Below are 25,296 nucleotides of genomic sequence, written 5' to 3' on the forward strand. Positions count from 1 at the left end.
ATTTTTGCTCGCCGGGCCTATCATGGTCTATAGTGCATGCTGCCCGGCACCGAGCTCGTCTCCCATCGTTTTCAGGAGCTGATGGGACGCGTCACATTTATATTCCCAGAACATCACCCCGGCAAGGTCATGCTCAATGATATACTCGCATTTTGCTCTGATCGATTCCGGATCATCGTAAGAGATGAACGTGCTCCCGTCAAACAAATAAGGTGCCTTCGCCTCATCATCCCAATATCTAATGTATCCGTTAAGGCCAATATACTTTTTACTTAACTCCGTATATTCCGGGCCGTAGCCTCCGGTCGTCTCAGCCATCTGATGCAACCCGTTGTTCCGGTCAGGTACACCCTTCCACATCCGTGAATAGAATGCGGCACCGATGACAAGTTTGTCTCGTGGTACTCCGGCATTAAGGAACATTTGTACCGAGGCATCCGTGCTGATCCGATACAGATCACCTGTCGCAGTATAGAGATTGGTATGGTGTCCTGTCAGGACTTGAAATCCCCCACGCATGTCATAGGTCATCAGCTGCACATAGTCAAGGTATTGCTGAACCTGATCCATTTCCGTGCCATCAATGTAATACTGGTCAGCACCGGCCGCAATGGTCAGCATGTAATACCTTCCATCTTGCTCACCCAGTTTCGTCAAAGCTGCCCTCATCGCCTTTAGCAGCAGCGTGAAGTTAGGTTTATCCTCCGCGGAAGCAGCAATACCAGCTTCCCCATAACACGGGTATTCCCAATCCAAATCAATGCCGTCCAGTCCATAGGTTGTCACTGCCAGGACTGCAGACGTCGCCAGCCTTTGCCTGCCTTCCTCAGTCGCTGCCGCTTCCGAGAAACCGCCTGCACTCCAGCCCCCGACAGACAGTATTATTTTCAAATCCGGGAAGGCCTTCTTCATCGTCGAAATCCGTTCCATATTCTGCAGATGACTGGTCTGAATGACACCGTCCTGAATGTGGCCAAAAGCAATATTGATATGCGTCATCCGACTCAAATCAGTCTCTGCTACTTCGTTTAGATCACGATGGCCGACATATCCGATAATCCATCTTTTGCTCATTTGCCGTCTCCTCCATAATCAGCTTCTTTACTGTGCTGTCCGTTCAGCTGTGAGCTAACCTGAAGGGCTTCCTTCACAGCACCAATCCGGTAACCGGATGAGACATAACGAATCCGATAGGACCTATCCAGCACAACAAGGTGAGGATACCCTGACTCTGTCGCTCCAGAGCTTCGGAGCAGTTCAGGCAATGAACCAGCATTTGCCTCTCCCAGTCTGATTTGTGGCGGCAGCATCTCCTGCTGTTCGCTTTTCAATTTTTTGCTTGTACCCAAAGAGCCTGTAATTAATATTATCGGCACATCCCGCTCCGCCAGTTCCTCCCTAAGATCAGCAAGTTCTTTCAGCAAATGCATGGTCGGTTCTCGCTCTGGTTCAATCCAGGACAGCAATACGCTTGAAGCCGTTCCACTCAGACTGTGGTCAAGTGCAGCTGCGCTTCCATCCTGCCATTGCAGTTCCATATTCTGATCCACTGTTCCAAGGACAGGAATCTCTTCTTCTGTGCTGCGGAAGGTTACGGTAACTCGGACTTCCTCCCCTTCTTTTAACTCAAAATAAGTAAATCGTGATCTCACCGTGCCATCTTTCAGACGAATCCCTGTTGTCATGCGATAAAATCCTTCCTCTGCTGCCAGAGGCTCGGCAAACAGCTTCGTCTCTCCATACGGAAAGTGCAGAGTCACGTATTTCCCCTGAACAAGGCGGGCAATGGAAATATTCTGGTAATAGGAAGCCACCGGCGTGTTCCGTTCTGCCTCTTTCTGCTCAAGACGAATAGTCCCTGTCCGCTCCTTCACCTCTTCCTTGCCGCCAAGATCTGCAAAGATCCAGCTGCCTCCATGCCAGTACTGCGGCTTGCGTTCACTTGGATGCAGACGGGAAGGAATGCCGAGACTGCGACAAATCGAAACAAACAGGATTGCCAGAGACTCTTCATCTCCAGCCATTAACCGATAGGTCCCTGCTGCTGTACCCTTGCCTTTCAGATTGGGCAGATCCTCCGAATGAACGTATTTCTCCTTGAGTCTTGCAGCAAGAAGTGAAGGATTTTTCACCATTTCATCTTTCTCTTCTTGAGTAAAGGCTGTCTGAAACCGCTCTTTGTATTCGCCAAGCATTTCGAATGAAACACGTGGACATAGTACGTAGGGAATAAACAAGGTGTCCGGCAGCATGCCGCGGAGAGGAAGCGAATAATTCAAGTGATCATGCAGCACCGGGCGGAACGTATCAATCAAATCCTTACTGTTCAGCGATTCCAGCAGGAGCAGCGGCCACTCCCCGTGCTCCGGGGTGCTTTCTTTGAGAAATTCGGCAATTTCCTGTCCATTTCCGCGCGCTTTTTGCATAACGTCCCATACTCTTGCCTCTGGAAGACCCAGCTGCCGGGATAGATTCATGCTCTCCCTCTTTGTTATAAATGCAGCTTCAAACGCTGTGCGAATATCCGCTCCCTCTTTCAACCGCTGCTGATGCAGCGACTCTGCTTCTTCTGTAAGTTCCGGCAGGTTCTCGCCCTCCGTCACGGACGGAGGAACCATATCGTAATCGACGATTCCACTCTCTTGCTTGGGCTGTCTTTGCAGGTCCAGCACAAGTTCCAACCGATCCGTTTCAGCAATCGTCACCTTGCGCTCCTGCCACTGCCCTTGAAATACCGCACGGATAAGCAGATCTCCGAATCCCGTTTTGAAGACCACTTGTCCGTCTTCTTCTGTCACGAGTTCTGCAATCGGATAAAATTCAGCCATGTTGTACAGCTCGAATCGCACGGCAGCTCCCTTCACTGCCGCTCCGGTTTGATCCTTGACCGAAACAGTCACCTCTCTTGTCGGGGCATAGTTCTCCAGGAGATTCAGCTCGGTGTACCATTCTGTCGCAAGCGTAACATCTTCCGGACCATGATAGTTGCCAAGCACTCTCGTATTCATCAGCATCGAGCGACGTGCAGGCGGCGTAAACCATCCCTGGTTTAGCCTCGCTTCCGGTTCACATGCCCCGATATAATACCAGATTCCGTCAGCCCACGCTTCCACCCAGGCATGATTGTCATCACAGTGGGCCCAGCGAGGGGTATATACCTGACGGGCAGGAATTCCAATGCTGCGCAGTGCGGTTACCGCGAGCGTTGATTCTTCTCCGCAGCGGCCCTTTGCACTCCGTATCATCGTCAGCGGGGAAACGGTTCTAAGGTCACTACCGGTATAGACTGCCTTTTCGTGACACCAGTAGTTAGCCTCCAGTATCGCTTCTGCCATCGTGAGCGGCATGATGCGCTGTCCCAGTTCTTCGTAGAAGATCCCTCGGCAATCCTCTATATTTTCCGTATTCACCCGGCATGGCAGGACAAAATGCAGGAACAATTCATCCGGTACCCGCTGGCCCCACGGAACCTCACGCCGTATCTGCAGTGTTGATCTCACATGACTCAGAAAAAGCGCACCCGGAACATCTGCCAGATCCTGAAGCGGACTGTAAGCATACACAAACTTGAGTGCCCACTCTTCTTCCTCAGACAGCGGCTCCCGAAACACGGAAAAAATTTCGTCAGCCCGGGCTCCGACAAACTCCTTTTTGATGCGAAGCTTGTCTTCAATACGATTCATCTCTTCAGGAGTAAGTGAAAATACCGACGTTTGCACACTCATACCATATCCCTCTCCTTCCACAGGTTTCCGTCCTCGCGAATGACCCATCTTCCGGCCCCGTCCGCAGTTGCAGCTGAAATTTGAAACAGGTGGTCCGCAGCATAAACCTCAGGATGTACTTCCACATCCGGAATCCAGTCGAGCAGTGACAGATCTTGCGTAAACGTCCCATTCAGCGCCCTGTAATTACGCTGCAGGTAATACAGCTTTCTCAGCTCCCATTTAATGCGTTCGTCCTGCGGCATTACAAAATCGTCCGGACCGTCTTCATTTACGAACACAACATACCCCCACAGTTCGGGATAATGCATATTAATGAGTCCCATCGGTGACCAGACCCAGTTGTCCTCGGGATACGGCTTTCCAGTACCGGGATTAATCACTTTGCGGTAAGTACCCTCCACCACTTCTACCTGCCACTCCACCCGTGAGAAATTGACTCTCCAGAATTCACCTGGCAGCGGTGCCCGGTGTTCCTTCGCACACTCTTTCAGGCTGGTCCATGGAATAGCAACCTCAACAGACCATTTCCGGTTATTCACTTCCGGGCGATTCAGCTCACCATCAATATATACGGCTGTCTTCAGCCCTTTCAGATCCCAGCTGTCCAGCGGCGGACCTCCGTCCCTGTAAGGCTTGACCAAGAGCAGATCCCAGACCGTACCAAGCGCATTGATTTCAAATTCATAATAACCGTGGCTGTCCCCGTCAGGATCAATGAAGATTTCAAAATCGTTGTCGTAAAAAATGACGGAATCGCGTTCGGTTAACGTCGCCCAGATCTGGTCTTCCCAAAGCTCGGCCCCGAAATAAAAATGTTCATCATCCCACAGCATCTTAACCCGTGTATCCTTCGCGGGAGCAGGACGAAGGTCTCCTTCAATATCGACAAACGTGTCCGTCCATTCCGCCTGATTCCAGAAAGGTTTGTCCAGCCTTCCATCAAGCACCAGCTCACCTTCTGCGCGGCGGCAAATATAGTGTTTGGGCTGATAGGCATCCATATGAGGAATGGGTACGCCACTTAGCATCATTACGATCCCTCCATTTAGTTATGAGTAACGACCGCTCCTGATCCACCGTACATGTTAACCTTGTCATCAAACTCCAGCTTCACTACAGTGGTCAGTTCATGTGTATCTTCACCGGTCAGATGAATCCAAGTTGTTCCGGGGATTTGGAACCATGGCACTCCGCCATGAATGTCATACGTCAGTTCTTTGCCAGAATGCAGTACGGATACTTTTTTGATTTTATTGCAAAGTCCCTTCACACAGATGGTTTCCTTCGGATCCCCATGTACAAAAAGATAGAGCGTCTTTTCATCTGCCGAAAGAGTACTTCCGTCTCCGTAATACCGGCTCATGATCCCTTCCCTTGACCCATAGACCGCTTCTTCATGCGCTCTGATCCAGTCGCCGAGTCCAAGCAGGATCGCTTCCTGTCTCTCATCAATCGTACCGTCCTCCTTTGGCCCGATATCAAGCAGCATGTTGCCGCCCATGGAGATGCAGTCACAAAACATGCGTATGATCTGATGCAGTGATTTATAATGTTGATCTGTTGGAACGTACCCCCAAGAGGAGTTGATCGTTGTGCAAAATTCCCATGGCCCGTCCGGTCGCGTAATCGGAAGCCCCTGTTCCGGTGTCTTGTAATCCCCATGCCCCTGCAGGCGTGAATTGATGATGAGGTCCGGCTGCAGCGATTTCAAATACTGTTTGAATTCAGGCAGGTTCCACTGCTCCTCGCTTCGTTCCCAATCCCCGTCAAACCACAGCAGATCTACCTTACCGAACCCGGTAAGCAGTTCTTTCAGTTGATGGTTGTTAAACTCAAGGAACTTCTGCCATTTTGCTTCATCCTGAATCCCGTCCACGGGAGAAGAAAACGGATTGGCAGAACCAGGATCATCCGGAACCTTGCCACCTTCATATACACTTGGGTAATCCGGGTGAGACCAGTCGATCAGCGAGTAGTAGAGTCCGAGCCGAAGTCCCCTTGCCGAGACCGCATCCGCATATTCTTTGACGATATCACGTGCAGCCGCTGTCTTCTTTACGGTGTTCAAATCACTGTACTGTGTGTCCCACAGAGCTACCCCGTCATGATGCTTGGTTGTCAGCACAGCGTACTTGGCACCCGATTTCTCTATCAGGTCAGCCCACGCAGACGCATCAAATTTGGAGGCAGTAAATCCTTCCATCTGTTTCATGTAATCGTCATAAGTCATGCGTCCATTGTAGAATGACCACGATTCCGCTACCCCGTCAACTGCATAAATTCCATAGTGAATAAAAATCCCCAGCTTCGCATCCTCGAACCATTTTTGCATGATCATCCACACCTTTTCCTCTACGATATTGAAACCCGTGCGTAACCCTTTCAAAAAAGCTATGTGCAAACCATTTTTTTATTGCTATCATTTATAAGAAATGGCGATTCTCCAATGGAAGGAGGCAGCATTTTACGTGCGAATGGACTATTTCAAATCCAAGCTGTTCCTGAAGTACATTTGGTCCTACCTGTTCATTCTGCTAATTCCTCTCGCGTTCATGACCGTGTTCATCTATGAAAATGCCGTCAAAACCCTCCGCACTGAAATTGAAAGCTCACGTCTGGCCCAGCTATCTCAAACCAAAGTAACCATTGACAGTCGCATGAAAGAGCTCAGCGAGATCGCTTCCCGGATTTCTTACGACAACCGGCTCTCTTCCTATCGGGTCACCAATACGCAGACCAGCCCTGAAGCCATTCGTGCACTGGATCAGTACAAGGCGACCAGCTCCATGATTGATGAAATCTATCTTTATTTCCATGATGACAAACGCATATACTCCAGCAAAGGCCTGACCGACTTTGAGGTGTTTGCCGACAATCTCAGCTTCGAGAGCTGGGACAAGCAGTCCTTGTATAACGATCTAAACGAAACCAAGCATCCTACCGTAAGACCGGCCGATGTGGTGACCAAAACCGGGGGAGTGCGGGACCGCAAGCTCGCCTATCTTATTCCAATAACTCCAAACAGTCTGAATCCGCATGCCACTGTCATGGTTTTTATCAAGGAGTCACAGATTACAGATCTGATTGATTCCATTCTGGGAAACTATCAAGGCTTGACCTTTGTTCTTGATGTTGAAGGACAGATTCTTGCCGCCAACTATCAGGGGGATACACTTAGCACAAATGCATCCGCTGCCTTATTCAATACCATCACACCAGGCATCCAGGAACGGAGGCTGGACGGCAAAGATCATTCCATCGTATCTGTCCAATCCGAATCCAACGGCTGGACCTATATGACTGTGATGCCAAGCTCCCAATTCTTCAGCAGTGTACTGGATGTCCGCAGTTTCATGATGCTGATCCTAGGCATCGTAGTGCTAGTCGGAGTCGCCGTAGCTCTCGTTCTGGCCAGAATGCAGTATCAGCCGATCTCTACCCTGGTCGAATTCGCCTCCTCCCGCTTTCCGGAAAAGAAGAATGCCGGAGAGCCTGGATATGCCAATGAACTGGAACGGATTCGTTCCGCTTTGCAAAATTACAGCTCCCGCATCGATTTACAGGAACCGTTTGCCCGCAATCAGTACTTGTCCACACTGATCAATTTCGGAAATTCAGATCCGTTGTCCCCTGAACTGATGCAGCTGTTCGATCTGAAGCTGGACAAGGACACTCTGTTTGTCATGGTCATCGGCTGGAATGGGTCCAAGCACTCCGATATGGAGCTGCGCCGCCGTATTGCGAGTTGTCTTGCCCATATCGAGCTGCCGGACCTGCAAGCAACAGGTTATGGTGTTGAACTGCCACAGCTGGATCGATTCGGTGTGATCATGAGTTTTGATGCCATAGAAGGACTGGAGGAGATATCCTCCATCAAACAAATCATGGAGCACGTTCGCGGCATGCTGCTGGACACATTGTCCATCGCACCGATGATCGCTGCCGGAAGCGGTTATCGGCAGCTTCACGAGTTGAATCAATCGTACATCGAGGCCTGCTCTGCCTTTGATCTGCTCGTGCCAGGGGAATTCGGGACCTCTGCGCTATTTGAAGAAATGTCCAAGACACCAAGCCATTCCTTCTGGATTCCGAACCACATGCAGCTAAAGCTGGCCCAGAGTCTGAAGCAGGGTAATTCCGATGTCGCCTCCCAGATGATTCGCTCTTCCGTGAGTAGTCTGCAGTCTTCCATGCTGCCAGCACTGCTTGTACGCTGTATCAGCTTTGATCTGCTGAACACGATATTAAAGACAGCTTCGGAGCTCGGAGAGCATCATATGCTCCAACAGATTGCTCCCAACATGGTATTTAGCAGCTCGCTGGACGAGCTTGAATCGGTCCTGCTCTCGCTTGCCTCCCAGCTATGCGCCGAGGTGAACCAGGATACACAGCAGGAAGAACAAACATTAATAGACCGAATTGTAGACTATATCGACACCCATTTTACGGATCACAATCTAAGCCTGGATACGCTTGCCTATGAATTCGAAGTGTCTCCTTCACATGTCAGCCGTTCCTTCAAGGAAAAGACTGGCATTAATTTCATCCAATACATTTGGCAAAAACGACTCGACAGAGTGTTTCATCAGCTGAAAACAACGGATACCCCCTTGAAAGATCTCATTCAGGAAGTCGGGTATCTGGATACACCAAATTTTATCCGCAAATTCAAGAAAGAAACTGGGCTTACCCCGGGACAATACCGCAAGCTTCATCGCACCACAACCAGTGATGCAGGGGCTGACTCTGCCAGCTAATGAATAGGAAAGCCAACATGCGATCGTTAAGGATTGCGGTCGATGTTGGCTTTCTTTTTTTTCATTTCCAAAGGTCGGTTAATGGAATTCGCTGACGATTATTGACCCGCAGCATTCCAGGTATCGTAAACTTCCTGATAGATTTCCTGAATCCGGTCTCCTCCCATCTTCTTCATTTGTTCGACATAGCCATCCCAATTGGACAATGGCTCTTCCCCGGTTACAAACTTCGCTTCCATCTGCTTGACATACGTATTCAGGTCAGACAACAGTGCTGAAGCTTCATCCTGCTGTTCGGTGGTCAAATAAGCATTCGGGAACGGTGCTTTACCAATCGGTATGAGCTTTTCCTGATTTTCCTTTGCAATCCACTCGTCAAATTCAGTCGTAAGGCCCTTCGTGAGTTCCGGCGAATTATGACCTGGAGTCAACATGCCAAAGTTTGGAGTAATGGTGCCTCTGTACTCTTCACGGTCGCCGCCTCCCGGAACAGGCAACCATTCTTTTTCATGCGTGTCTTTGTTGGTATACTTCCACAGCGTGCCTTCAGGACCTTGATTAAAGAGCGTTTGTCCCTCAACGGAGTACAAATAGTCGATCCAGCGCATGGTTGCTTCCGGATGCTCATTCACACTTGTGATGGCAAATGTCCCATTCGCGGAGAGGCCCGGATGCATTCCATAAACAGGAGTTCCTGCAATATCACTCGCCACCGGTGTCATCAGCGGATTCTTCATTGCCGCGTCCGGGTCGCCGCCCAGCGTAAAGTAGGAGAAATAGTCATTAAAGAGAGCAATTTGATTGTTTTCTCCCTTGGCTTTTTTCTGCTCAGGCGTCTGGGAGAAAGTCTCGTGATCCAGCAGATCCTCTTTCCACAATCGATTCATGAATTCCAGATAACCTTTGTAACCTTCCTGCATCGGACTGTAGAACACCTTGTCTTGTTTATCCACGTATACAACAGGGTCATAGATCCCCCAGAAGCCTAGAAAGTACATTCTCAGATCGTCCAGCTTCACGGAAGTCAGCGGAATTTCATCAGCTTGGCCGTTGCCATTCGGATCTTCAGTCTTTACCCGCTTCAGTAATGCATACAATTCCTCTGTCGTCTTCGGCAGTTCCTTCACGCCAAGCGCTTCCAGCATACTGCCGTTATACCACATCGGGCTGCGATACCAGACTGCAGCACTGTCAATGAAAGGAAGGGCGTAAATATGTCCTTCGGGAGTTGTGAACGATTTTCGAATGTCCGGATTTTCATCAAACAACTTTTTAATGTTTGGAGCATATCCCCCATCAATGTACGGCTCAAGCGGAACAAGCGAACCTTGGGTACCGTAGGTCACCTGCTCTGCAGGTGTAAGGTCGGCTCCGTACAGTACATCAGGCAAATCACCACTTGCAAAGACAAGGTTTTTCTTGGTTGCAAAGCTGTCAATCGGAGTGAGCTGGAATTCAAACTTGATGTTCGTAAGCTTTTCCGCTTCCTGAATGACCGGCATCGTATTCCAATCCGCAACGCCTACATCCTGAGACATCATGGTCAATGTGATCGGTTCCTCCACAATAGGAAAACCCTCTTGTTTTACCCCTGTCTCTTCCGGTGTCCCCGGTTCAGCGGTTGAACCGCCATCAGGAGAGGTTCCGCATGCCGCAAGCATGCTTGCAGCAAGGATCAAACTTAGAAGAACCGTTGACTTCTTGTGAGCTCTCTTCATGACAACAACTCCCTTTTCGGATGATATATATGGTATAGATCAGCCCTTGACGGAACCAATCATGACACCCTGAACAAAATAACGCTGCAAAAACGGATATACGATAATAACCGGCAGTGTGGATACAATGATGACTGCATAGCGAACGAGTGCCGCTACTTCGGCTTTGTTATTCAGTGCTGAGGCAGCTGAACTGTCCATCATGCCGGAGCCCTGGGCCGACATTTCCTGCAGCACGAGGATCTGTCTTAATACGAGCTGAAGCGGATATTTTGCCGAATCATTCAAATAAATCATCGCTGAGAAATAACTGTTCCAGTGCCCTACACCGTAGAAGAGCGCCATAACGGCTATGATCGGCATGGACAGCGGAAGTACGATTTTGAAAAACAGCTTGAAATTAGAACAACCATCAATCTGTGCGGCTTCCTGAAGCTCACTCGGGATCGTTCCCTGGAAGAAGGTACGGGAGACGATGATGTTCCATACCGAAGCTGCGGAAGGCAAAATCAGTGCCCACATGCTGTTAATCATGCCGAGCTCCTTAATCAGCAGATAACTCGGTACCAACCCTCCGCCGAAGAACATCGTGAACATAAAGACCCCCATAAAGAACCCTCTGCCAACCAAGTCTCTTCTGCTGAGCGCATACGCCGCCGGAATGGTGAATATCAGGTTTACAACAGTACCCACAACCGTATACAAAATGGTGTTTGCATAACCTGACCAGATCCGTTGATCCTGAAGTACTCTTTGATACCCTTCAAACGTGATATCCTTGGGAAAGAGCCACATCGCACCCGAAGCAACTTCTTTCGGATTGCTGATTGAAGCACTGATCATATAGACCAGCGGATAGGCTACAAGGAGAAACGCAATCGTAACGTAGATATAGTTCAGGGTCAGAAAAATTTTGTCTTGTCTCGTTTCTTGTATACCGGTTAACATGGTTCCCCCTCCTTTACCAAAGACTGTTCTCACTCGTCTTGCGGACAATCTGATTGACCGTAACGAGCAGGAACGCATTAATCACAGAGTTAAACAGGCCCACAGCAGTAGAGAAGCTGTATTGTGCATTTTCAAGACCCGAACGATATACAAAAGTGGAAATGACATCTGACGATTCCATATTCAGCGGGTTCTGCATGAGCAGGATTTTCTCAAACCCAACTCCAAGCAGACTTCCCATGTTCAAAATGAGCAGAATCGTCATTGTTGGTACCAGCACGGGAATGTTGATGTGCCGAATTCGTTGCAGTCTGTTTGCCCCATCTATAATCGCTGCTTCATGTAGGCCAGGATCTACTGCCGACAACGCAGCAAGGTAGATGATTGTACCCCAGCCCGCACTCTGCCACACGCCGGAAAGCACATATACCGTCTTGAACCATGCCGGGCTTGTCAGAAATGCAGGCGCATCGATACCCATCCATTCCACAAAACGGATCAAAATTCCGGTGGATGGAGACAAAAAGGCAATCACCATACCAACCATCACGACAACAGAGATAAAATGAGGCGCATAAGTAACCGTCTGGACCAGCTTTTTGAATCGCTTGTGTTTCAATTCATTGAACGCTAGCGCTAGAATAATCGGAATTGGAAACCCGACAGCGAGCTCATACAAACTGATGCTTAGTGTGTTCCACATCAAATCCCAGAAATAATAGGATTCAAAGAATCGAACAAAGTGATCGAAACCTACCCAGGAACTCCCGAATACTCCCCGTACCGGATTGTAATTTTTGAACGCAATCTGGATACCGTACATGGGTCCGTAGTGAAAGATGAGAAAATACAGAAATGCGGGTGCGATAAACAAATACAGCTCCCAGTTCCTCCAGATTTTTTGCCATCGCTTCCTGCTGATTTTCGGCTGGTATAAAGTCTGTTGCTGATTGACCGTTTTTACTTCCTGCACACAGGATCGCCTCCTTCTGTCGTTTCTCATGTTTGGGTCGTGCGCCGCAGGAAAAGATTGAAAGATTCATTTTACATGTTAGTTTTGTTGGCGCAGCATTAGCTTAACAATAGAGGATCACGCATTTTTTCGTAAATATGTCATTTTGTCAAAGCGCATAAACATTGATGTACCAGGGTTATATAAGATTTTAACTCCATTTTTACAATCGTAAAATGTGTAATTTTCACCTAAAAGAAAGCGATTCCATTTGTAAAAGTGGAAAATTACCAATTGAAAAATTGGCATACATACGATCTATTTTACATCATTTTTACTTTTTCTTGAGCGAACATGACTTTAATGTGTTAATTTAAATGACATACTCCTAACAAATATTCGATTGGTTAAGTGAGGAGTTTGACTTTTTTAAAGTAATGGAACATCCCCCTATTCGGTATGTACAGCACGTATTGCTTAGATGAGATCGAGCCTTATTCCTACCAACAAAAAAAAGCCGCCAATGGGGCGACTTCTATTGCAAATATGTTTTTGTATTTCCACACTTATGTCAGCCCAACAATCATTGTTATTGGTGAACGTATTGGTTATATCCCGTAAAAACTTGTTTTGTCCATCGTTTTGCTGGCATACTCTGTTTTGATCTCGTTCCGATAGGAACGTTCAATCTTGCGCACATAGGAAAGCCGCTTCACATTTTTCATCGTATCTTCAGCCCGCTCTGCATTAACGTACATGACGACATAATGCATTCGGCGGGAAATGTAATGAACGGTACCATACTTTTCGAGGTTGCGGGCCGCTTTTAAATCACTAACCCAAATAATAAATCCTGTCCTTTCCGCAAACATCATCTTCCCCGCCTCTCTTATAATGGAGACCGGACACTTCCGAGGAGAAGGTCCGGTCTATATGGAATTTAATTTATTGGAATTCGGTTAACCGCAGCTGCATTTGCCGCCGCTGCCACAGCCGCCACCTTTTGGATTCGGGTCATTGCTTGGAACCTTAATGGTGGTAGACACTGCGTAAGCAATGGTCTCCGACATCTGATGCAGCATCTCATCCAGCGCTCTCTCCGCCTGCTTGAAACGGGCTACTGCCTCAATTTGTTCCAATTCCTGTTCCAGAGCTCTTACCTGGTCTTTTGCAGCATGATAATCCGGGTGGAAGTGCCCAAAACGCTGTGTTTCTTCAAACAGTTCCTTTTTGGCATTCAGCTTGCGTATTCCAGCTTGGATCTCCGGATTGGTTTCAACTTGCTGCTTCCAATATAAATAATCCGATACTTCGGCAGATTGGTTAATCATGTCGCCCAGTTCATATGCGCCCGTCAACACTTGGGCCATATCGACCGTGTTCAATTCCGCTACGCTCATGAAATTCATCCTATCTATATATAAAGTTCTACGTAAGGTAGACTACTTTATCATAGCATATCCCCCGATAGTTAAGAAGAGTTTTTCCTGCAATTAGAAAATAGGGGAACATGAGCTTCATGCGTCATATCTGCTCTGGTACGATCAGTCGTATCTTGTCCCAGTCCATAGGCGAGATGGTACACCGCTCTATTGCTCTCTCGTCTGTCCCAGGGACAACCCAGCCTGTCAGCGTCCAATCGTCATGACCCTGGATTTGTTCCGGAATAATGTATACCACGGACTGATCTTTTTTCAGACTCAGCTTGGTCTGCCATTCTATCGCTTTTGCCGTAATCTGACGAGTTGTGGACATGTGATACCGCCGCCAATCGTTATGCCACATGTCCGGAATTGACCCGTACTCTGGTAAAAGATCCGATGGCTCCACTATGAACTGCTCTTGCTCATATATAAACGAATCCGGCCCAAGATGGAATAGTCCCTCCCTACCCTGTACATAAAAGCTTGCTTGTGAATCACCAGGTTCAATCACGTGATCATCCTTGTCGTTCAAAAAGGAGTCAATCGACTTTATAATCTGATTATTCGCTGCATTTTTATCACTCTGCGTCTTCAAGCGATCCCATTCACTTCCCCATTGTTGGATCGCCATACGTACATGCTCTGGGACTCTCATGGCAGCATAACAGTCAAGGAATTCCATCACTTTGTCACACGTAAACCCGTTTCGTGACGCATTCATGATTTGTTCTTTGGTCACACGATAAATACTCATCCGGTCGAGGCTGATCAATTCGGCGCAGTACTCCAGTTTCCAGCGAACTTGTGGAATCACCTCTGGTGGGACCATAATTTCGAAGTCAGGCTGCACAAAGAAGACTTCCTTGCCAGTATCCATGGCTTGCTGTACCTCCGAGTGTAACAACGCTTCAGGATCAACCAGCCAGCGATAAAACAAGTTGCCAGAAGCATCTTCACCAATCTCGCCGTATCCCCATCCAGCTAGAGCATTGAGCCAGCTCCGGACATATTCTGACTGTCCAGCATCCCCGGTTTCCCCGTTCTTGTTACGCTGCAGAATCACATCTGCAATATCGAACCACGTATACTGGCTTGCACCTAACAATATCAAACGGTAGCGAAAATGTTGTACCTCTGGGCTCGATATACCATATCGACCCATACACACCTTGAATATTTCGCGATGCATGAAGGGCCAAGACTGCTTTAACCAGTAACCCAGAGAGGCAGCATCTACCTGTATTTTTTCTTGATCCTTATGGAGAAGCCCCAGGCTGAGCAGCATATCCAAAAGGATGGCAACATGGGCAGGATACACATCCGGATGTTCGTACTGCAAGTTTAACCCGACAAAATCTTCGGCACACCAATGAGTCATGGCACTTAAGCGCTGCAGCATTCTTTTGTGGACTGTACCTTTACTGGTTAATGTGAGATTTTCTCTGGCGATCCAGGCCAGAATATGAATGATTTCAACAGCGATATCCGGTTTGGCTTCTTGGATCACTTGAATTGGATTACTCTGGGTCATCTTAAGTTCAAGTCCATCCCGCCCCATATCCCGCTCCGGCAAACCGTTATCCCTGATCCTTTGTGCGTATGCTGCCGTTAATGCGGGGATGAGGTGAACCGGGATGTAGTATAAGCTCTCCCCCCATGTCTTGCGTACAGCCCTAATCCACCCCTTCTGCCTTAGACGAATAAACGCTGACCTGGCTTCCACCCCGCTCAGTCCTTCTGCCGCTGACTCGGACGTTGTCATCATTGTGGAAAAGGGTTGACCTGCATGTTTGTGAAAAAGAGCACCCAGTACTACTTGCTCTGAAGGTAAAAGTTCCGTTAGCTCTTTTGGTTCCGATGCTTCGTATACTCGCATTGGCTTTGCCCTGCCTTTCTATACCACACTTACGCCTGGTGGCAGTTACATATGTTCATGGATAACGGAGTATTCATAACCTTGCTCCACCAAAAACATCTGGCGACGCAATGCAAACTCCTGTTCCCTGCTATCTTCCGATACGAGCGTATAAAAATAGGCTTTATTATCTCCCGGCTTAGGCCTCAAAATCCTGCCCAGTCGCTGTGCCTCTTCCTGCCTTGAGCCATAACTTCCCGATATTTCAAGCGCTACAGCTGCATCCGGAAGGTCCACGGCAAAGTTCGCCACCTTGGAAACCACAATTGTTTTGATCTCGCCCCGGCGAAAGGATTCAAACCACTTCACCCGTTCATGTTGGGACATCATGCCAGAAATCAGTGGCGCGTCAATTTCCCGGGCAATGGTTTCGAGCTGATCCAGATATTGACCTATCACAAGTGCAGGCAGATCATGGTGTTGACGCAGCAATCGCCTTATCACTTGCAGCTTTGCCGGATTTTCAGCCGCAAGACGAAACTGATGTTTTGCTTCAGCCTCCAGGTAACTTGTTTTCAGATCCGTCGAAAAAGGAATGCGGATTTCCTGGCACTGCACATTGGCAATCCAGCCTTGCCGCTCTAGGTCTTTCCATGGCATATCATACAGTTTAGGACCGATGAGGGAGAATACATCCTGCTCACACCCATCTTCCCTTACCAGGGTTGCGGTTAATCCCAGTCTTCGCGTAGCTTGAATATCTGCCGTAGCCCGAAATACGGGTGCTGGCAGCAAATGCACCTCGTCATAAATGATGAGCCCCCATTCCCGCTCACTCAGCAATTTAATGTGAGTAAAATCGGAATCTTTGGATTTTCTGTGGGTAAGGATCTGATAGGTTGCCACGGTGACAGGCCGCACCTGTTTTTTTTGACCGGAGTATTCACCGATTTGATCACAGGTAAGCGTCGTCTTATCCTGTAACTCTTGGATCCACTGCCGAACCGAGGTTGTGTTGGAGGTCAATATGAGGCATTCGCATTGAAGCCTTTCCAGAACAGCCATGCCAATGACGGTTTTTCCAGCTCCACAAGGCAATACGAGCAGACCGCTGCCACCCATGCCTTCACTTCCCTCAAAAGCGTCAACGGCTTCTCTCTGATATGAACGCAGCCCAAAAGCTTCCTGATCCGAATCGGTTTCATGAAGGTCATTCGCTTCACTTTTCCAGCCAAAAGAAAGACGTGTTCCGGGGCGGTATCCGGCATAATCCAGTACAGGGTAGCCCAAACGCGTCAATTCTTGCTTAAGTAATCCTCGCTGTTCTCCGCGAACCACAAGCTCGTCCGGAGCCACACGTTCCATACGAAAAGCTGCAATGGTCTTTAGCCCAGTCAACTCGTCAAGCAGTTGTTCACTGTCTCCGACCAGGCGCAGACGCTGATGGTCCTTTTCCCAATTGAGCTTCAACTTCCCGTATTGACCCATAATCCTTCGAATATCCTGTATGAGGGCCGCTGGTACGTTCCAGCGAGAAACGGACTCCAGACTGCTAATGACTTGATCAGCACTCCATCCAAGTGCAGCAGCATTCCAAAGAGATAATGATGTCATGCGGTAGGTATGGAAGCCCTCAGGGGTCTTCACAAGTTCGGCGAATGTTCCTAGTCGTGCGCGGGCCTGCTCGAATCCGGGATGACCCACTTCCAGCAGTATCGTAAAATCCCGCTGAACAATACATGCATCTGTCGTCTCCATCCCTGCTCCTCCTGTCTGATGGAATTACGTTGTGCTCTCTACGGATAAGCATGCATAACAAAAAGTCCAGTTCCGGCAAACCCAGAAATGAACCTTCGCAGCCGACACTCCCATCCTGGTCATACAAAAAAGAGCACCCTACTTCTAAGAGTAGGATGCCCAACTATACCCAAAACATTCTGTTAATCCGCCATATAATCGGTAGCCATGGCAATAAAGAGCTTTACAGCATGCTGCATGGCATCTTCATCAAAATCAAATTTGGGGTGATGATGCGGATAAATGGCGCCTTTGTCCGGATTGCCCGCACCGACAAACATGAAGCAGCCTGGAACCTTCTGTAAATAGTAAGCGAAATCTTCTGCTGGCATCAACATAGGCGATGTCTGCACTTGTTCCTCCCCAAACACCTGGACCGCACTCCGGAAGAACCGGGCCGTTTCTCGCTCATCGTTCACGACAGGCGGATAACCCATGATGTAATTCACATCTGTCTGTGCTCCATACGCTCCACCCGTCTGGGAAACGATGGTGTGTACACGTTCCTTCATTTCTGCTCTTGTTTCTTCATCAAATGTTCGGACAGTTCCACTCATTTTGCAGGACTCTGCAATAACATTCTGGGCAGATCCCGCCTGCATTGTGCCGATGGTCAATACTGCAGGACGCAGCGGATCCACGGAACGACTGACGACCGTCTGCAGCTGCATGACAAGTGCAGAACCTGCGACCAGACTGTCTATGGTCGACTGCGGCATGCCTCCGTGACCGCCTTTTCCTTTGATCTCAATGTAAAAGTCGTCCGCAGCCGCCATGAGCGGTCCTTCCTTGCTGGCTGCCACTCCCACCGGAAGAGGCGTCCACAGATGGATGCCATAGATCACATCGACACCATCAAGCGCACCATCCGAAATGACTTTTACAGCCCCGCCTGGAAGCAGCTCTTCCGCAGGCTGAAACAAGAAGCGGATCTCGCCTTGGATATCAGCCTTGTGCTTGCTGAAATACAATGCCGTTCCGAGTAAAATGGACACATGCCCATCATGACCACACGCATGCATTGCTCCTGCCTTTTGCGAAGCATATTCAACGTCCTTCTCATCCTGAATCGGCAGTGCATCCATATCAGCCCGAAGCATGACGACCGGACCAGGCTTGTCCCCCCGAATCGTACCAATCACACCATGACCGCCTACATGACGTTTCACTTCAGCTCCGAAGCTCTCCAGCATATCCGCCACAAAAGAGGATGTCTTCTCCTCATGAAAGGAAACCTCGGGATTGCGATGAAGATGACGCCGCCATTCCACCATATGGATTTGCAGATCGTCCCACCATATATTATTTGTCATTTTCTCCCCATCCTTTCGATCTTGAACGGAACTTTCATCAAGTCCGAACCATCCTCATCAAACCTATTGCTGTATATTGTAGCAGAATTGGAAGAAAACCGATACGAAACGCCTTTCGAAAGCTTGCACGGGAAGGGGAAACATACTATCATGAACTAGAGAAATGCACGAGAATTATACTCGGAAGCTTATGAGGAGGATCAGACGCTTATGATTTTTGAGAATACAGGCTTGGATGGCTTGAAAAGCGACTTGGCATACCTGGATGAGAGCGCCGAGAAAGTCGGATTTGTCCGGTGGCAATGGGAGTATTACCGTGCTACATATGACTACAAAATCGAAGATGACAACACAAAATCGGAATACTTTGTACGTATCAATACCCGTGTAGTGGATGGCAAACTTGAAAAACCGGATACGGTGCTCTCTGTCGAGGCTGTTTATCTCGGAAAAGCAACCTTCCCGCACGGTCTGGATTATGACTCTTCTGTTCCGCAGCCAGTCGTGAAGCTGGCAGCCCAAAAATTGCAGCAGCTCAAAGAACTGCTGGAAGCTTAGGCTGGGCCAAACCATGAAACAACAAACGGCCCAAACGAAAACGAAGAGAGGCACGCCGGATTTTCAACTGCTAATCCTCACTTTATTGTTGGTGGGCTTTGGACTGGTGATGGTGTTTAGCTCCAGTTCCAGCATTGCAATTGCAAGCAAAAGTTTTAACAATGATGCCCTATACTTCACGAAAAAACAACTGATGTGGGCGGTTATCGGTTTAGTTGGTATGTTTTTTGCCATGAACATTCGTTTTAACAAATACAAGAAGCTTTATGCACCCTTTTTCCTGTTCACTACCGTAATGCTCCTGCTTGTTTTGGTTACAGGCAAGGTGTTAAATGGTGCACGAAGCTGGATTCACATCTTTGGCTTCAGTGTTCAGCCTGCGGAGTTTGCCAAAATTGCCATTATTCTGTATCTCTCTGCACTGATCACCAAAAAAGGGGAACGATTCAGGGATCTCAAGACAGGTTATATTCCGGTCCTCGTGATCGTCGGTGTCATTGCAGGACTAATCATGCTGCAGCCCGACTTCGGTACCTGCTTCATTCTGGTTTCCACCTGTGGTCTCGTCATCTATGCAGGCGGGGCCAGCATGAAGCATATTATGGGTTCGATCATGCTTGTCGTGTTAGGAGGGGCGCTTGCACTTGGGGCGAATGCCCTTTTCTCCTCTGTGTCTCCTTCAGACAGTGTTACCGATACGACAACAGCCAGTGCTGAGCAGAACTACAAGATTGGACGGATCCAGGCATTCCTCAATCCGTTATCGGACCCTAGCGGAGGAAGTCTTAACCTTTTCCGCTCTCTTGTGGCCATCGGTGATGGCGGCATGACCGGTTCCGGGATTGGACAAGGTACGATGAAGCTTCATTATCTGCCGAATGCATATAATGACTTTATTTTCTCCGTGATTGGGGAAGAGCTCGGATTCCTTGGAAGTACATTGTTCCTTTTGGTTTACTTGTACTTTATCTGGCGGGGCATTATCGTCTCCCTGCGCTGTCCTGATCCGTTCGGAACGCTGGTCGGTATCGGAATTATGGGCCTGATCGCCATTCAGGCGTTCATTAACATCGGAGGTGTGACCCAGACGATTCCGGTAACGGGGGTCACCCTTCCGTTTATCAGTTATGGAGGAACCTCACTCTTTGTGATGATGGTCGCCATGGGCATTCTGCTCAGTATCTCGCGTACCAACAATCAGGATGTCATCAAGGAAGAGCGAACGAAATCCGTAACGGTACAAACGCAAACACGCACATCTCCGGCTGTACGTTCACGGGAATCCATTCGCCGCATTCGTTAACATTTATTTCGAGAATAATAAAAAAAAGACTTCGCATCCCTAGGATGTGAAGTCTTTTTTGGTTCACTGGAGTCAGCGACCATTATCTGGTCATCTGGCTCTCCAGTTCAATTGGAGGTTATAAGCCTACAGGTCGTCGCCTTTGAAGGATACGCCTTCTACCTTCACGTTCACTTCGACAACGCGTAATCCGGTCATGGTCTCTACCGCTTCTCTCACATTCTGTTGAAGCATGCGGGATACTTCATGAATCGGTGTCTCGTACAGGACGATGATGCGCAGATCAATGGCTGCTTCCAGCTGGCCGACCTCAACGCCTACGCCTTTCTGTACGTTTTTACCGCTGAGACGTTTGGCCCAGCCCTCTGACAATCCTCCAGACATTGCGGCAATTCCGGGTGTCTCCATCGCAGCCATTCCGGCAATTTTCGCCACCACGTCATCGGCAATCCGGATGTTCCCGCCTTCTAGTTGAAGTTGTTCTGCCATGCCACATCCTCCTTCACTTCGTTACTCGTATTTTAAATCCTTTCCACCCCAAAAAGCAAATTAAACTCAAAAACATGCGTTTACAACCTACCACCATTTGGTTATATTGAAATATGAAAATAATCTCATAAAGATTTATTATGGTCATCAAAACAAAATAATTATTAAACCGAGGTGTTTGTTGTGAGAAACCGGATTTCATCCATTTTGCTGATTGTCACCTTTGCTCTCAGCGCCATCGCCCACTATCTGCATTGGAATCCGATCCTGCAGTTTGTGATTTCAGCCATTTCGGTTATTTTCGTGGCCGGTTTTTTAGGAAAAGCCACCGAAAATGTTGCGCACTATGCCGGACAACGGCTTGGCGGATTTCTGAATGCAACGTTCGGTAACGCAGCTGAACTGATCATTGCCATTTTCCTCGTAAAAGAAGGATTGTTCGACATGGTGAAAGCCAGCTTGACTGGCTCCATTATCGGGAACCTGCTGCTGGTGCTCGGACTGAGCATCTTTGCCGGAGGTCTCAAGTTCAAAATTCAAAATTACAACGTATCGCTTGCAGGTTTAAACGGCTCTCTGATGATTGTGGCGATTATTGCCCTGTTTATCCCGGCTGTCTTTCTCAATACCCATTCCATTACACAAAAGGATACCGACACGCTTAGCCTGATTGTCGCAGGCTTGCTGATCCTTGCCTACATCGCTTGGCTGCTGTTCTCCATGGTCACCCATAAGAATTATCTCGCAGATGTCACTGTGGATGAAGATGAAGAGCTGCCGCACGAACATGCACCGGCATGGTCCAAGAAAAAATCGATTCTATATCTGGTCGTGGCAACGGTCATGGTGGCCTTTGTCAGTGAATGGCTCGTGGGTACGCTTGAGGTGTTTACCGAAGAGTTTGGTCTGAGCGAACTGTTCGTCGGTGCATTTTTGGTTGCCATCATCGGTAATGCCGCTGAACACAGTGCAGCCATCATGCTTGCGATGAAAAACAAAATCGGCGCTGCGGTGGAGATTGCAGTCGGCAGCAGCTTGCAAATCGCACTCTTTGTTGCACCCGTGCTGATTTTTGTAAGTTATTTTACAGGCAGAACCATGGATATCGTCTTTACAACCATTGAGCTGGTCGCCATTGGGGTATCCGTGTTTATCGCCAAATCGATTACCCAGGATGGTTCAACGAACTGGTATGAGGGATTGCTCCTGCTGGTGGTGTACATTATTTTGGGGGTTTCCTTCTTCTTGGTGTAACGCTGGAACCTTGCAGAACCAAACAAAAAATTCATCAACCAAAAGCAGCCCGGAATTTCATTCCGGACTGTTTTTTTCATCTTAAACTTTAAGGCTCAATCCCTTCCCGCGTTCAAACACACAAAAAAAGCATGCAAAACTCCTGCATGCCTTCTATTCTGACCCGCGCTATAGCAGGCTATTGCTCATTCTTTTTGTTCAAAGCTTCATATAGAATTGCCAGATTCCGCTCAAGCGCACTTACCAGCTGCTTACCTGCACCTTCCGGAAGAAGCCCTGCACGAACAGCAAAATCGACTTCCTTGGAGAACCCATACATCTGTGTATCCAATACTTCCTCATAGAGAGGGCAGTAGCGGGTAGCCAGATTCTCCATCTGTACTTCAATAAGCTTCTGTATTTTATCTGCATCTTCTTGAAGAAGACTGATCGCTTTCATGTTCAGCTGGTCCTGCAGATCAGATGAAGTCATGCATTTTTCCCCCCTATGTCCCAAAAATCGCGTAAAGACGTTCTACCTCTAATATTAGACGAAATCAGGAGCTAATACAAGAACCTGACCAAAATAACCACGCAAAGTGGAGGCTCTGTCAGTGTGTATTTCAAGTCCTTTGCAAGGGCTAACAGAACCTGTACATCTTCATACGCAAAAAAGCACCCCCGCCAAGACAGGCGGAGATGCTCCCTGAAACGATTACTCGGACGCGATGCTCACGTTCAGTCCGTGTTTGGCAAATACTTCGGACATGGCTGTTTTGGCTTCGTCAGCATCTGGTCCATGAACGTGCAGTTCATAGCTGTGTGTGCTGATCAGCGTGGTAAACAACCCGAGAATACTTTTGACGTCAATATACTTGTTCTCCGAATGAAGCACGATTGAAGAAGTAAACTTGCCTGCTGTTTGAGCAATTTCCACTACAGCCGCGTTATTACTCGACATAGGAATCCCTCCGTCTTTTCACATTTGGTATCATCTATTAATTACCACTACATGATACCGTGAATCCGCTTTCCTAGCAACAGCAAAATCCCGCTATTACTTCAATTGGTCCGGATTGAGGCATTCCAGTTCCGGAATCACAAAGATGCCGTCTTTGCGAATCAGCACATCGTCGAAATAAATCTCGCCACCGCCGTAGTCCGGGCGCTGAATCAGCACGAGATCCCAGTGAATGGACGAGCGATTTCCATTATCCGTTTCTTCATATGCTTGCCCTGGAGTAAAGTGCAGACTGCCTGCAATTTTCTCATCAAACAGGATATCTTTCATCGGATGAAGAATATGCGGATTGAACCCAATCGCAAATTCACCAATATGACGTGCACCGTCATCGGAATTCAGAATTTCGTTCAAGCGCTCCGTATCGTTGCTTGTCGCTTCAACAATTTTGCCATCCTTGAAGGTGAATTTGATATTTTCAAACGTAACCCCGTTATAAAGGGTAGCTGCATTATAACTGATTGTTCCGTTTACTGAGTCACGCACAGGTGCACTGTAAACCTCACCATCAGGGATATTTTTTTGACCAGAACACTTCACTGCACCGATATCTTTAATGGAGAAACTCAAATCCGTGCCTGGTCCTGTAATACGAACTTTGTCCGTACGGTTCATCAGGGCTGCCAGGGAATCCTGTGCTTTGTCCATTTTGGCATAATCCAGGTTGCACACATCGAAATAGAAATCTTCGAATGCTTCCGTACTGGTATTCGCCAGCTGCGCCATACTGGCATTCGGGTAACGAAGTACAACCCATTTCGTATGTTTAACCCGCTGCTCGCTATGTACCGGATGGGAATACAGTGAATTGTACATTTTCATTTTTTCTTCCGGCACGTCGGACAGGTCGTTTACATTCTCGCCTGCACGAATACCAATGTAACAATCCATTTGTTTCATTCGGTTCAGGTCAATCTCTGCCCAGGTTTTCATCATCTCTTCTGTAGCATTTTTCAGCATCACACGCTGTACCGTCTTATCCGTCAGCTGTACAAAGACATTGCCGCCTTTTTTTCCTACTTCTTCAATAATGGCATTGATCAGATCACGCTCCGATCCAATCATCTCAACCAGCACGTTCTCGCCAGGCTGTACATCTACAGAGTAGCCAACCAGATTGGCTGCAAGCTTCTGAATTCGTGGGTCCTTCATCTCGTAAATCCTCCTGTCATCTGTCATTCTATAATTGAACAACGGTAAATTACGATACTATTGTAGCACGCCACAGCAATCCCGTCAGCAGGCAGACCCCAACCTCTTAATCATATGTTTTAAAATTAACATCCATCACCAGAGCTTCCTTATTGCTTTTGTTGCTTGAATCCCTATAGGTCACCTGACTTTCCGAGGAGAGCCGCAGTGGCAAACTGGTTTTGCGATCCACGGTAAGATGATACACGGTTTGCACCTTCGCCTGTTTCATCATTTGTTCCATGCTGGTTTCACCTTGCTGCCATACTTTGCTCAAATCCTTCTCAAGCTTTGCCTGACTTGTTCCTTTAAATGTACTAGCCTTGTGCATATATTCTGCCTTAATTGAGTTCATCTCGTCTTTTAATTGGGTTGTTGCCCAGGCCTTTGCATCATCAGGAGCAAGCTCAATCCGAAGAATCCGTGTTCTTCGACCGGAACCGTATTCGGATTTTATCGTTTTGTTCATCCGGTCGATATTTTCCAGTTGTGCAATCGGATTATAGCGGGACAGGGATCCCCGGAGAGGTTCATGTTCTGCAGTCAATGCCATCCATTGTCCATGTTTTCGTTGAAAAGAAGCGCTGAACCCGCTTGGTCGTCCATTAAGGTTTGCTGAAGCAGCACTCATGCCACCTGCTGAACCTGTGCCCGCTGTGGTCACCGCTCCTGGAAGTCTTGTCTGTAAAGTCAGCTGGTCATGGTTTTCCAGCTTCCCTTCGAATTTGAACTGATTCTCAAATAGGCCGCTGCTCTCACGTCTCAAACCGGCTTCCCCTACAAAGTCCAGCTTTTCTTTGCCAGCAATCCCCGATAAGGCCATTGAGAATACTTCTTCAGCACTTCGCTCACGCTGTATTAGCCCGCAGCCTGGTGCGGAAATGATAACCACACCTAGAAGCAACAATAATGTGCGCATACCCTGCCGTGTAATCATGTGCAATACCTTCCTTCCGTCCAACGTTCTCCATAGCCTGCCCCTCCTGTATGCCCTTATACTTCCCTGGAA

General features: G+C 48.1%; 21 protein-coding genes. 4 read left to right on the forward strand and 17 right to left on the reverse strand.

What is annotated here, in order from left to right:
- Positions 1-27: 27 nt before the first annotated feature.
- Genes HP552_RS11965 through HP552_RS11980 form a run of 4 tightly spaced genes read right to left on the reverse strand, consistent with a single transcriptional unit; the run spans position 28 to position 6,060 of the window.
- Positions 28-1,074 carry a glycoside hydrolase family 18 protein gene (locus tag HP552_RS11965; RefSeq protein WP_175395688.1) on the reverse strand — a complete coding sequence of 349 codons (1,047 nt, stop codon included), beginning with the start codon at positions 1,072-1,074 and terminating at the stop codon, positions 28-30.
- Positions 1,071-3,725 carry a transglutaminase domain-containing protein gene (locus tag HP552_RS11970; protein WP_175395689.1) on the reverse strand — a complete coding sequence of 885 codons (2,655 nt, stop codon included), beginning with the start codon at positions 3,723-3,725 and terminating at the stop codon, positions 1,071-1,073. The genes HP552_RS11965 and HP552_RS11970 overlap by 4 nt, the downstream gene beginning before the upstream one ends.
- Positions 3,722-4,759: a carbohydrate-binding family 9-like protein gene (locus tag HP552_RS11975; protein ID WP_175395690.1), complete on the reverse strand. Its 1,038-nt coding sequence runs from the start codon at positions 4,757-4,759 to the stop codon at positions 3,722-3,724. The genes HP552_RS11970 and HP552_RS11975 overlap by 4 nt, the downstream gene beginning before the upstream one ends.
- 14 nt (positions 4,760-4,773) lie before the next feature.
- A complete protein-coding gene (locus HP552_RS11980) occupies positions 4,774-6,060 on the reverse strand; it encodes an alpha-L-fucosidase (RefSeq protein ID WP_175395691.1) in 1,287 nt (428 codons plus the stop codon).
- Positions 6,061-6,202: 142 nt separating this feature from the next.
- Here HP552_RS11980 and HP552_RS11985 point away from each other — a divergent pair, with 142 nt between their 5' ends.
- Positions 6,203-8,485 (forward strand): helix-turn-helix domain-containing protein, encoded by a 2,283-nt coding sequence (locus tag HP552_RS11985; protein WP_246310857.1) that lies wholly within the window; start codon positions 6,203-6,205, stop codon positions 8,483-8,485.
- A gap of 98 nt (positions 8,486-8,583) precedes the next feature.
- Here HP552_RS11985 and HP552_RS11990 read toward each other — a convergent pair whose 3' ends face one another.
- The 8 genes from HP552_RS11990 to HP552_RS12025 all read right to left on the reverse strand — a co-directional run bounded on the left by HP552_RS11990 (position 8,584) and on the right by HP552_RS12025 (position 18,492).
- Positions 8,584-10,203 (reverse strand): extracellular solute-binding protein, encoded by a 1,620-nt coding sequence (locus HP552_RS11990; protein WP_175395693.1) that lies wholly within the window; start codon positions 10,201-10,203, stop codon positions 8,584-8,586.
- Positions 10,204-10,242: 39 nt separating this feature from the next.
- On the reverse strand, positions 10,243-11,151 hold the full coding sequence (locus HP552_RS11995) for a carbohydrate ABC transporter permease (protein ID WP_175395694.1): 909 nt from the start codon (positions 11,149-11,151) through the stop codon (positions 10,243-10,245).
- A 13-nt stretch (positions 11,152-11,164) separates the two neighbouring features.
- On the reverse strand, positions 11,165-12,154 hold the full coding sequence (locus tag HP552_RS12000) for an ABC transporter permease (protein ID WP_175395695.1): 990 nt from the start codon (positions 12,152-12,154) through the stop codon (positions 11,165-11,167).
- A gap of 557 nt (positions 12,155-12,711) precedes the next feature.
- Positions 12,712-12,975, reverse strand: coding sequence for a YlbG family protein (locus HP552_RS12005; RefSeq protein WP_095290540.1), 264 nt, complete (start codon positions 12,973-12,975; stop codon positions 12,712-12,714).
- An 87-nt stretch (positions 12,976-13,062) separates the two neighbouring features.
- Positions 13,063-13,503: a YlbF/YmcA family competence regulator gene (locus HP552_RS12010; protein WP_175395696.1), complete on the reverse strand. Its 441-nt coding sequence runs from the start codon at positions 13,501-13,503 to the stop codon at positions 13,063-13,065.
- Between the two features lie 124 nt (positions 13,504-13,627).
- On the reverse strand, positions 13,628-15,403 hold the full coding sequence (locus HP552_RS12015) for a helicase-associated domain-containing protein (RefSeq protein WP_175395697.1): 1,776 nt from the start codon (positions 15,401-15,403) through the stop codon (positions 13,628-13,630).
- Positions 15,404-15,448: 45 nt separating this feature from the next.
- Positions 15,449-17,140: a DNA repair helicase XPB gene (locus tag HP552_RS12020; RefSeq protein ID WP_175395698.1), complete on the reverse strand. Its 1,692-nt coding sequence runs from the start codon at positions 17,138-17,140 to the stop codon at positions 15,449-15,451.
- 182 nt (positions 17,141-17,322) lie between these two features.
- On the reverse strand, positions 17,323-18,492 hold the full coding sequence (locus HP552_RS12025; RefSeq protein ID WP_175395699.1) for a M20 family metallopeptidase: 1,170 nt from the start codon (positions 18,490-18,492) through the stop codon (positions 17,323-17,325).
- Positions 18,493-18,702: 210 nt separating this feature from the next.
- On the opposite strand from HP552_RS12025, the gene HP552_RS12030 reads away from it, so the two are divergent.
- Both HP552_RS12030 and ftsW read left to right on the forward strand, forming a co-directional pair.
- Entirely contained in the window at positions 18,703-19,050 is a 348-nt protein-coding gene (locus tag HP552_RS12030) for a YugN family protein (RefSeq protein ID WP_175395700.1), read from the forward strand.
- Positions 19,051-19,063: 13 nt separating this feature from the next.
- On the forward strand, positions 19,064-20,353 hold the full coding sequence (gene ftsW / locus HP552_RS12035; protein WP_175395701.1) for a putative lipid II flippase FtsW: 1,290 nt from the start codon (positions 19,064-19,066) through the stop codon (positions 20,351-20,353).
- A gap of 126 nt (positions 20,354-20,479) precedes the next feature.
- Here ftsW and HP552_RS12040 read toward each other — a convergent pair whose 3' ends face one another.
- The gene (locus HP552_RS12040; RefSeq protein ID WP_095290227.1) at positions 20,480-20,842 is read right to left on the reverse strand and encodes an Asp23/Gls24 family envelope stress response protein; all 363 of its coding nucleotides are present in this window, start codon (positions 20,840-20,842) and stop codon (positions 20,480-20,482) included.
- A gap of 183 nt (positions 20,843-21,025) precedes the next feature.
- Between HP552_RS12040 and cax the strand changes: the two genes are divergently transcribed.
- A complete protein-coding gene (cax, locus tag HP552_RS12045) occupies positions 21,026-22,096 on the forward strand; it encodes a calcium/proton exchanger (RefSeq protein ID WP_175395702.1) in 1,071 nt (356 codons plus the stop codon).
- Positions 22,097-22,274: 178 nt separating this feature from the next.
- Here the strand turns inward: cax and HP552_RS12050 are convergent, their stop codons facing one another.
- The 4 genes from HP552_RS12050 to HP552_RS12065 form a co-directional block, all read right to left on the reverse strand.
- Positions 22,275-22,568: an Fpa/YlaN family protein gene (locus HP552_RS12050; protein WP_095290224.1), complete on the reverse strand. Its 294-nt coding sequence runs from the start codon at positions 22,566-22,568 to the stop codon at positions 22,275-22,277.
- A gap of 222 nt (positions 22,569-22,790) precedes the next feature.
- Positions 22,791-23,036 carry an HPr family phosphocarrier protein gene (locus tag HP552_RS12055; RefSeq protein ID WP_175395703.1) on the reverse strand — a complete coding sequence of 82 codons (246 nt, stop codon included), beginning with the start codon at positions 23,034-23,036 and terminating at the stop codon, positions 22,791-22,793.
- Positions 23,037-23,132: 96 nt separating this feature from the next.
- Positions 23,133-24,248 carry an aminopeptidase gene (locus HP552_RS12060; RefSeq protein WP_175395704.1) on the reverse strand — a complete coding sequence of 372 codons (1,116 nt, stop codon included), beginning with the start codon at positions 24,246-24,248 and terminating at the stop codon, positions 23,133-23,135.
- Between the two features lie 106 nt (positions 24,249-24,354).
- Positions 24,355-25,224 (reverse strand): hypothetical protein, encoded by an 870-nt coding sequence (locus HP552_RS12065; RefSeq protein WP_175395705.1) that lies wholly within the window; start codon positions 25,222-25,224, stop codon positions 24,355-24,357.
- Positions 25,225-25,296 lie beyond the last annotated feature (72 nt).

Origin of the sequence: Paenibacillus xylanilyticus (assembly GCF_013359935.1) — a bacterium.
Lineage (GTDB): Bacteria > Bacillota > Bacilli > Paenibacillales > Paenibacillaceae > Paenibacillus > Paenibacillus xylanilyticus.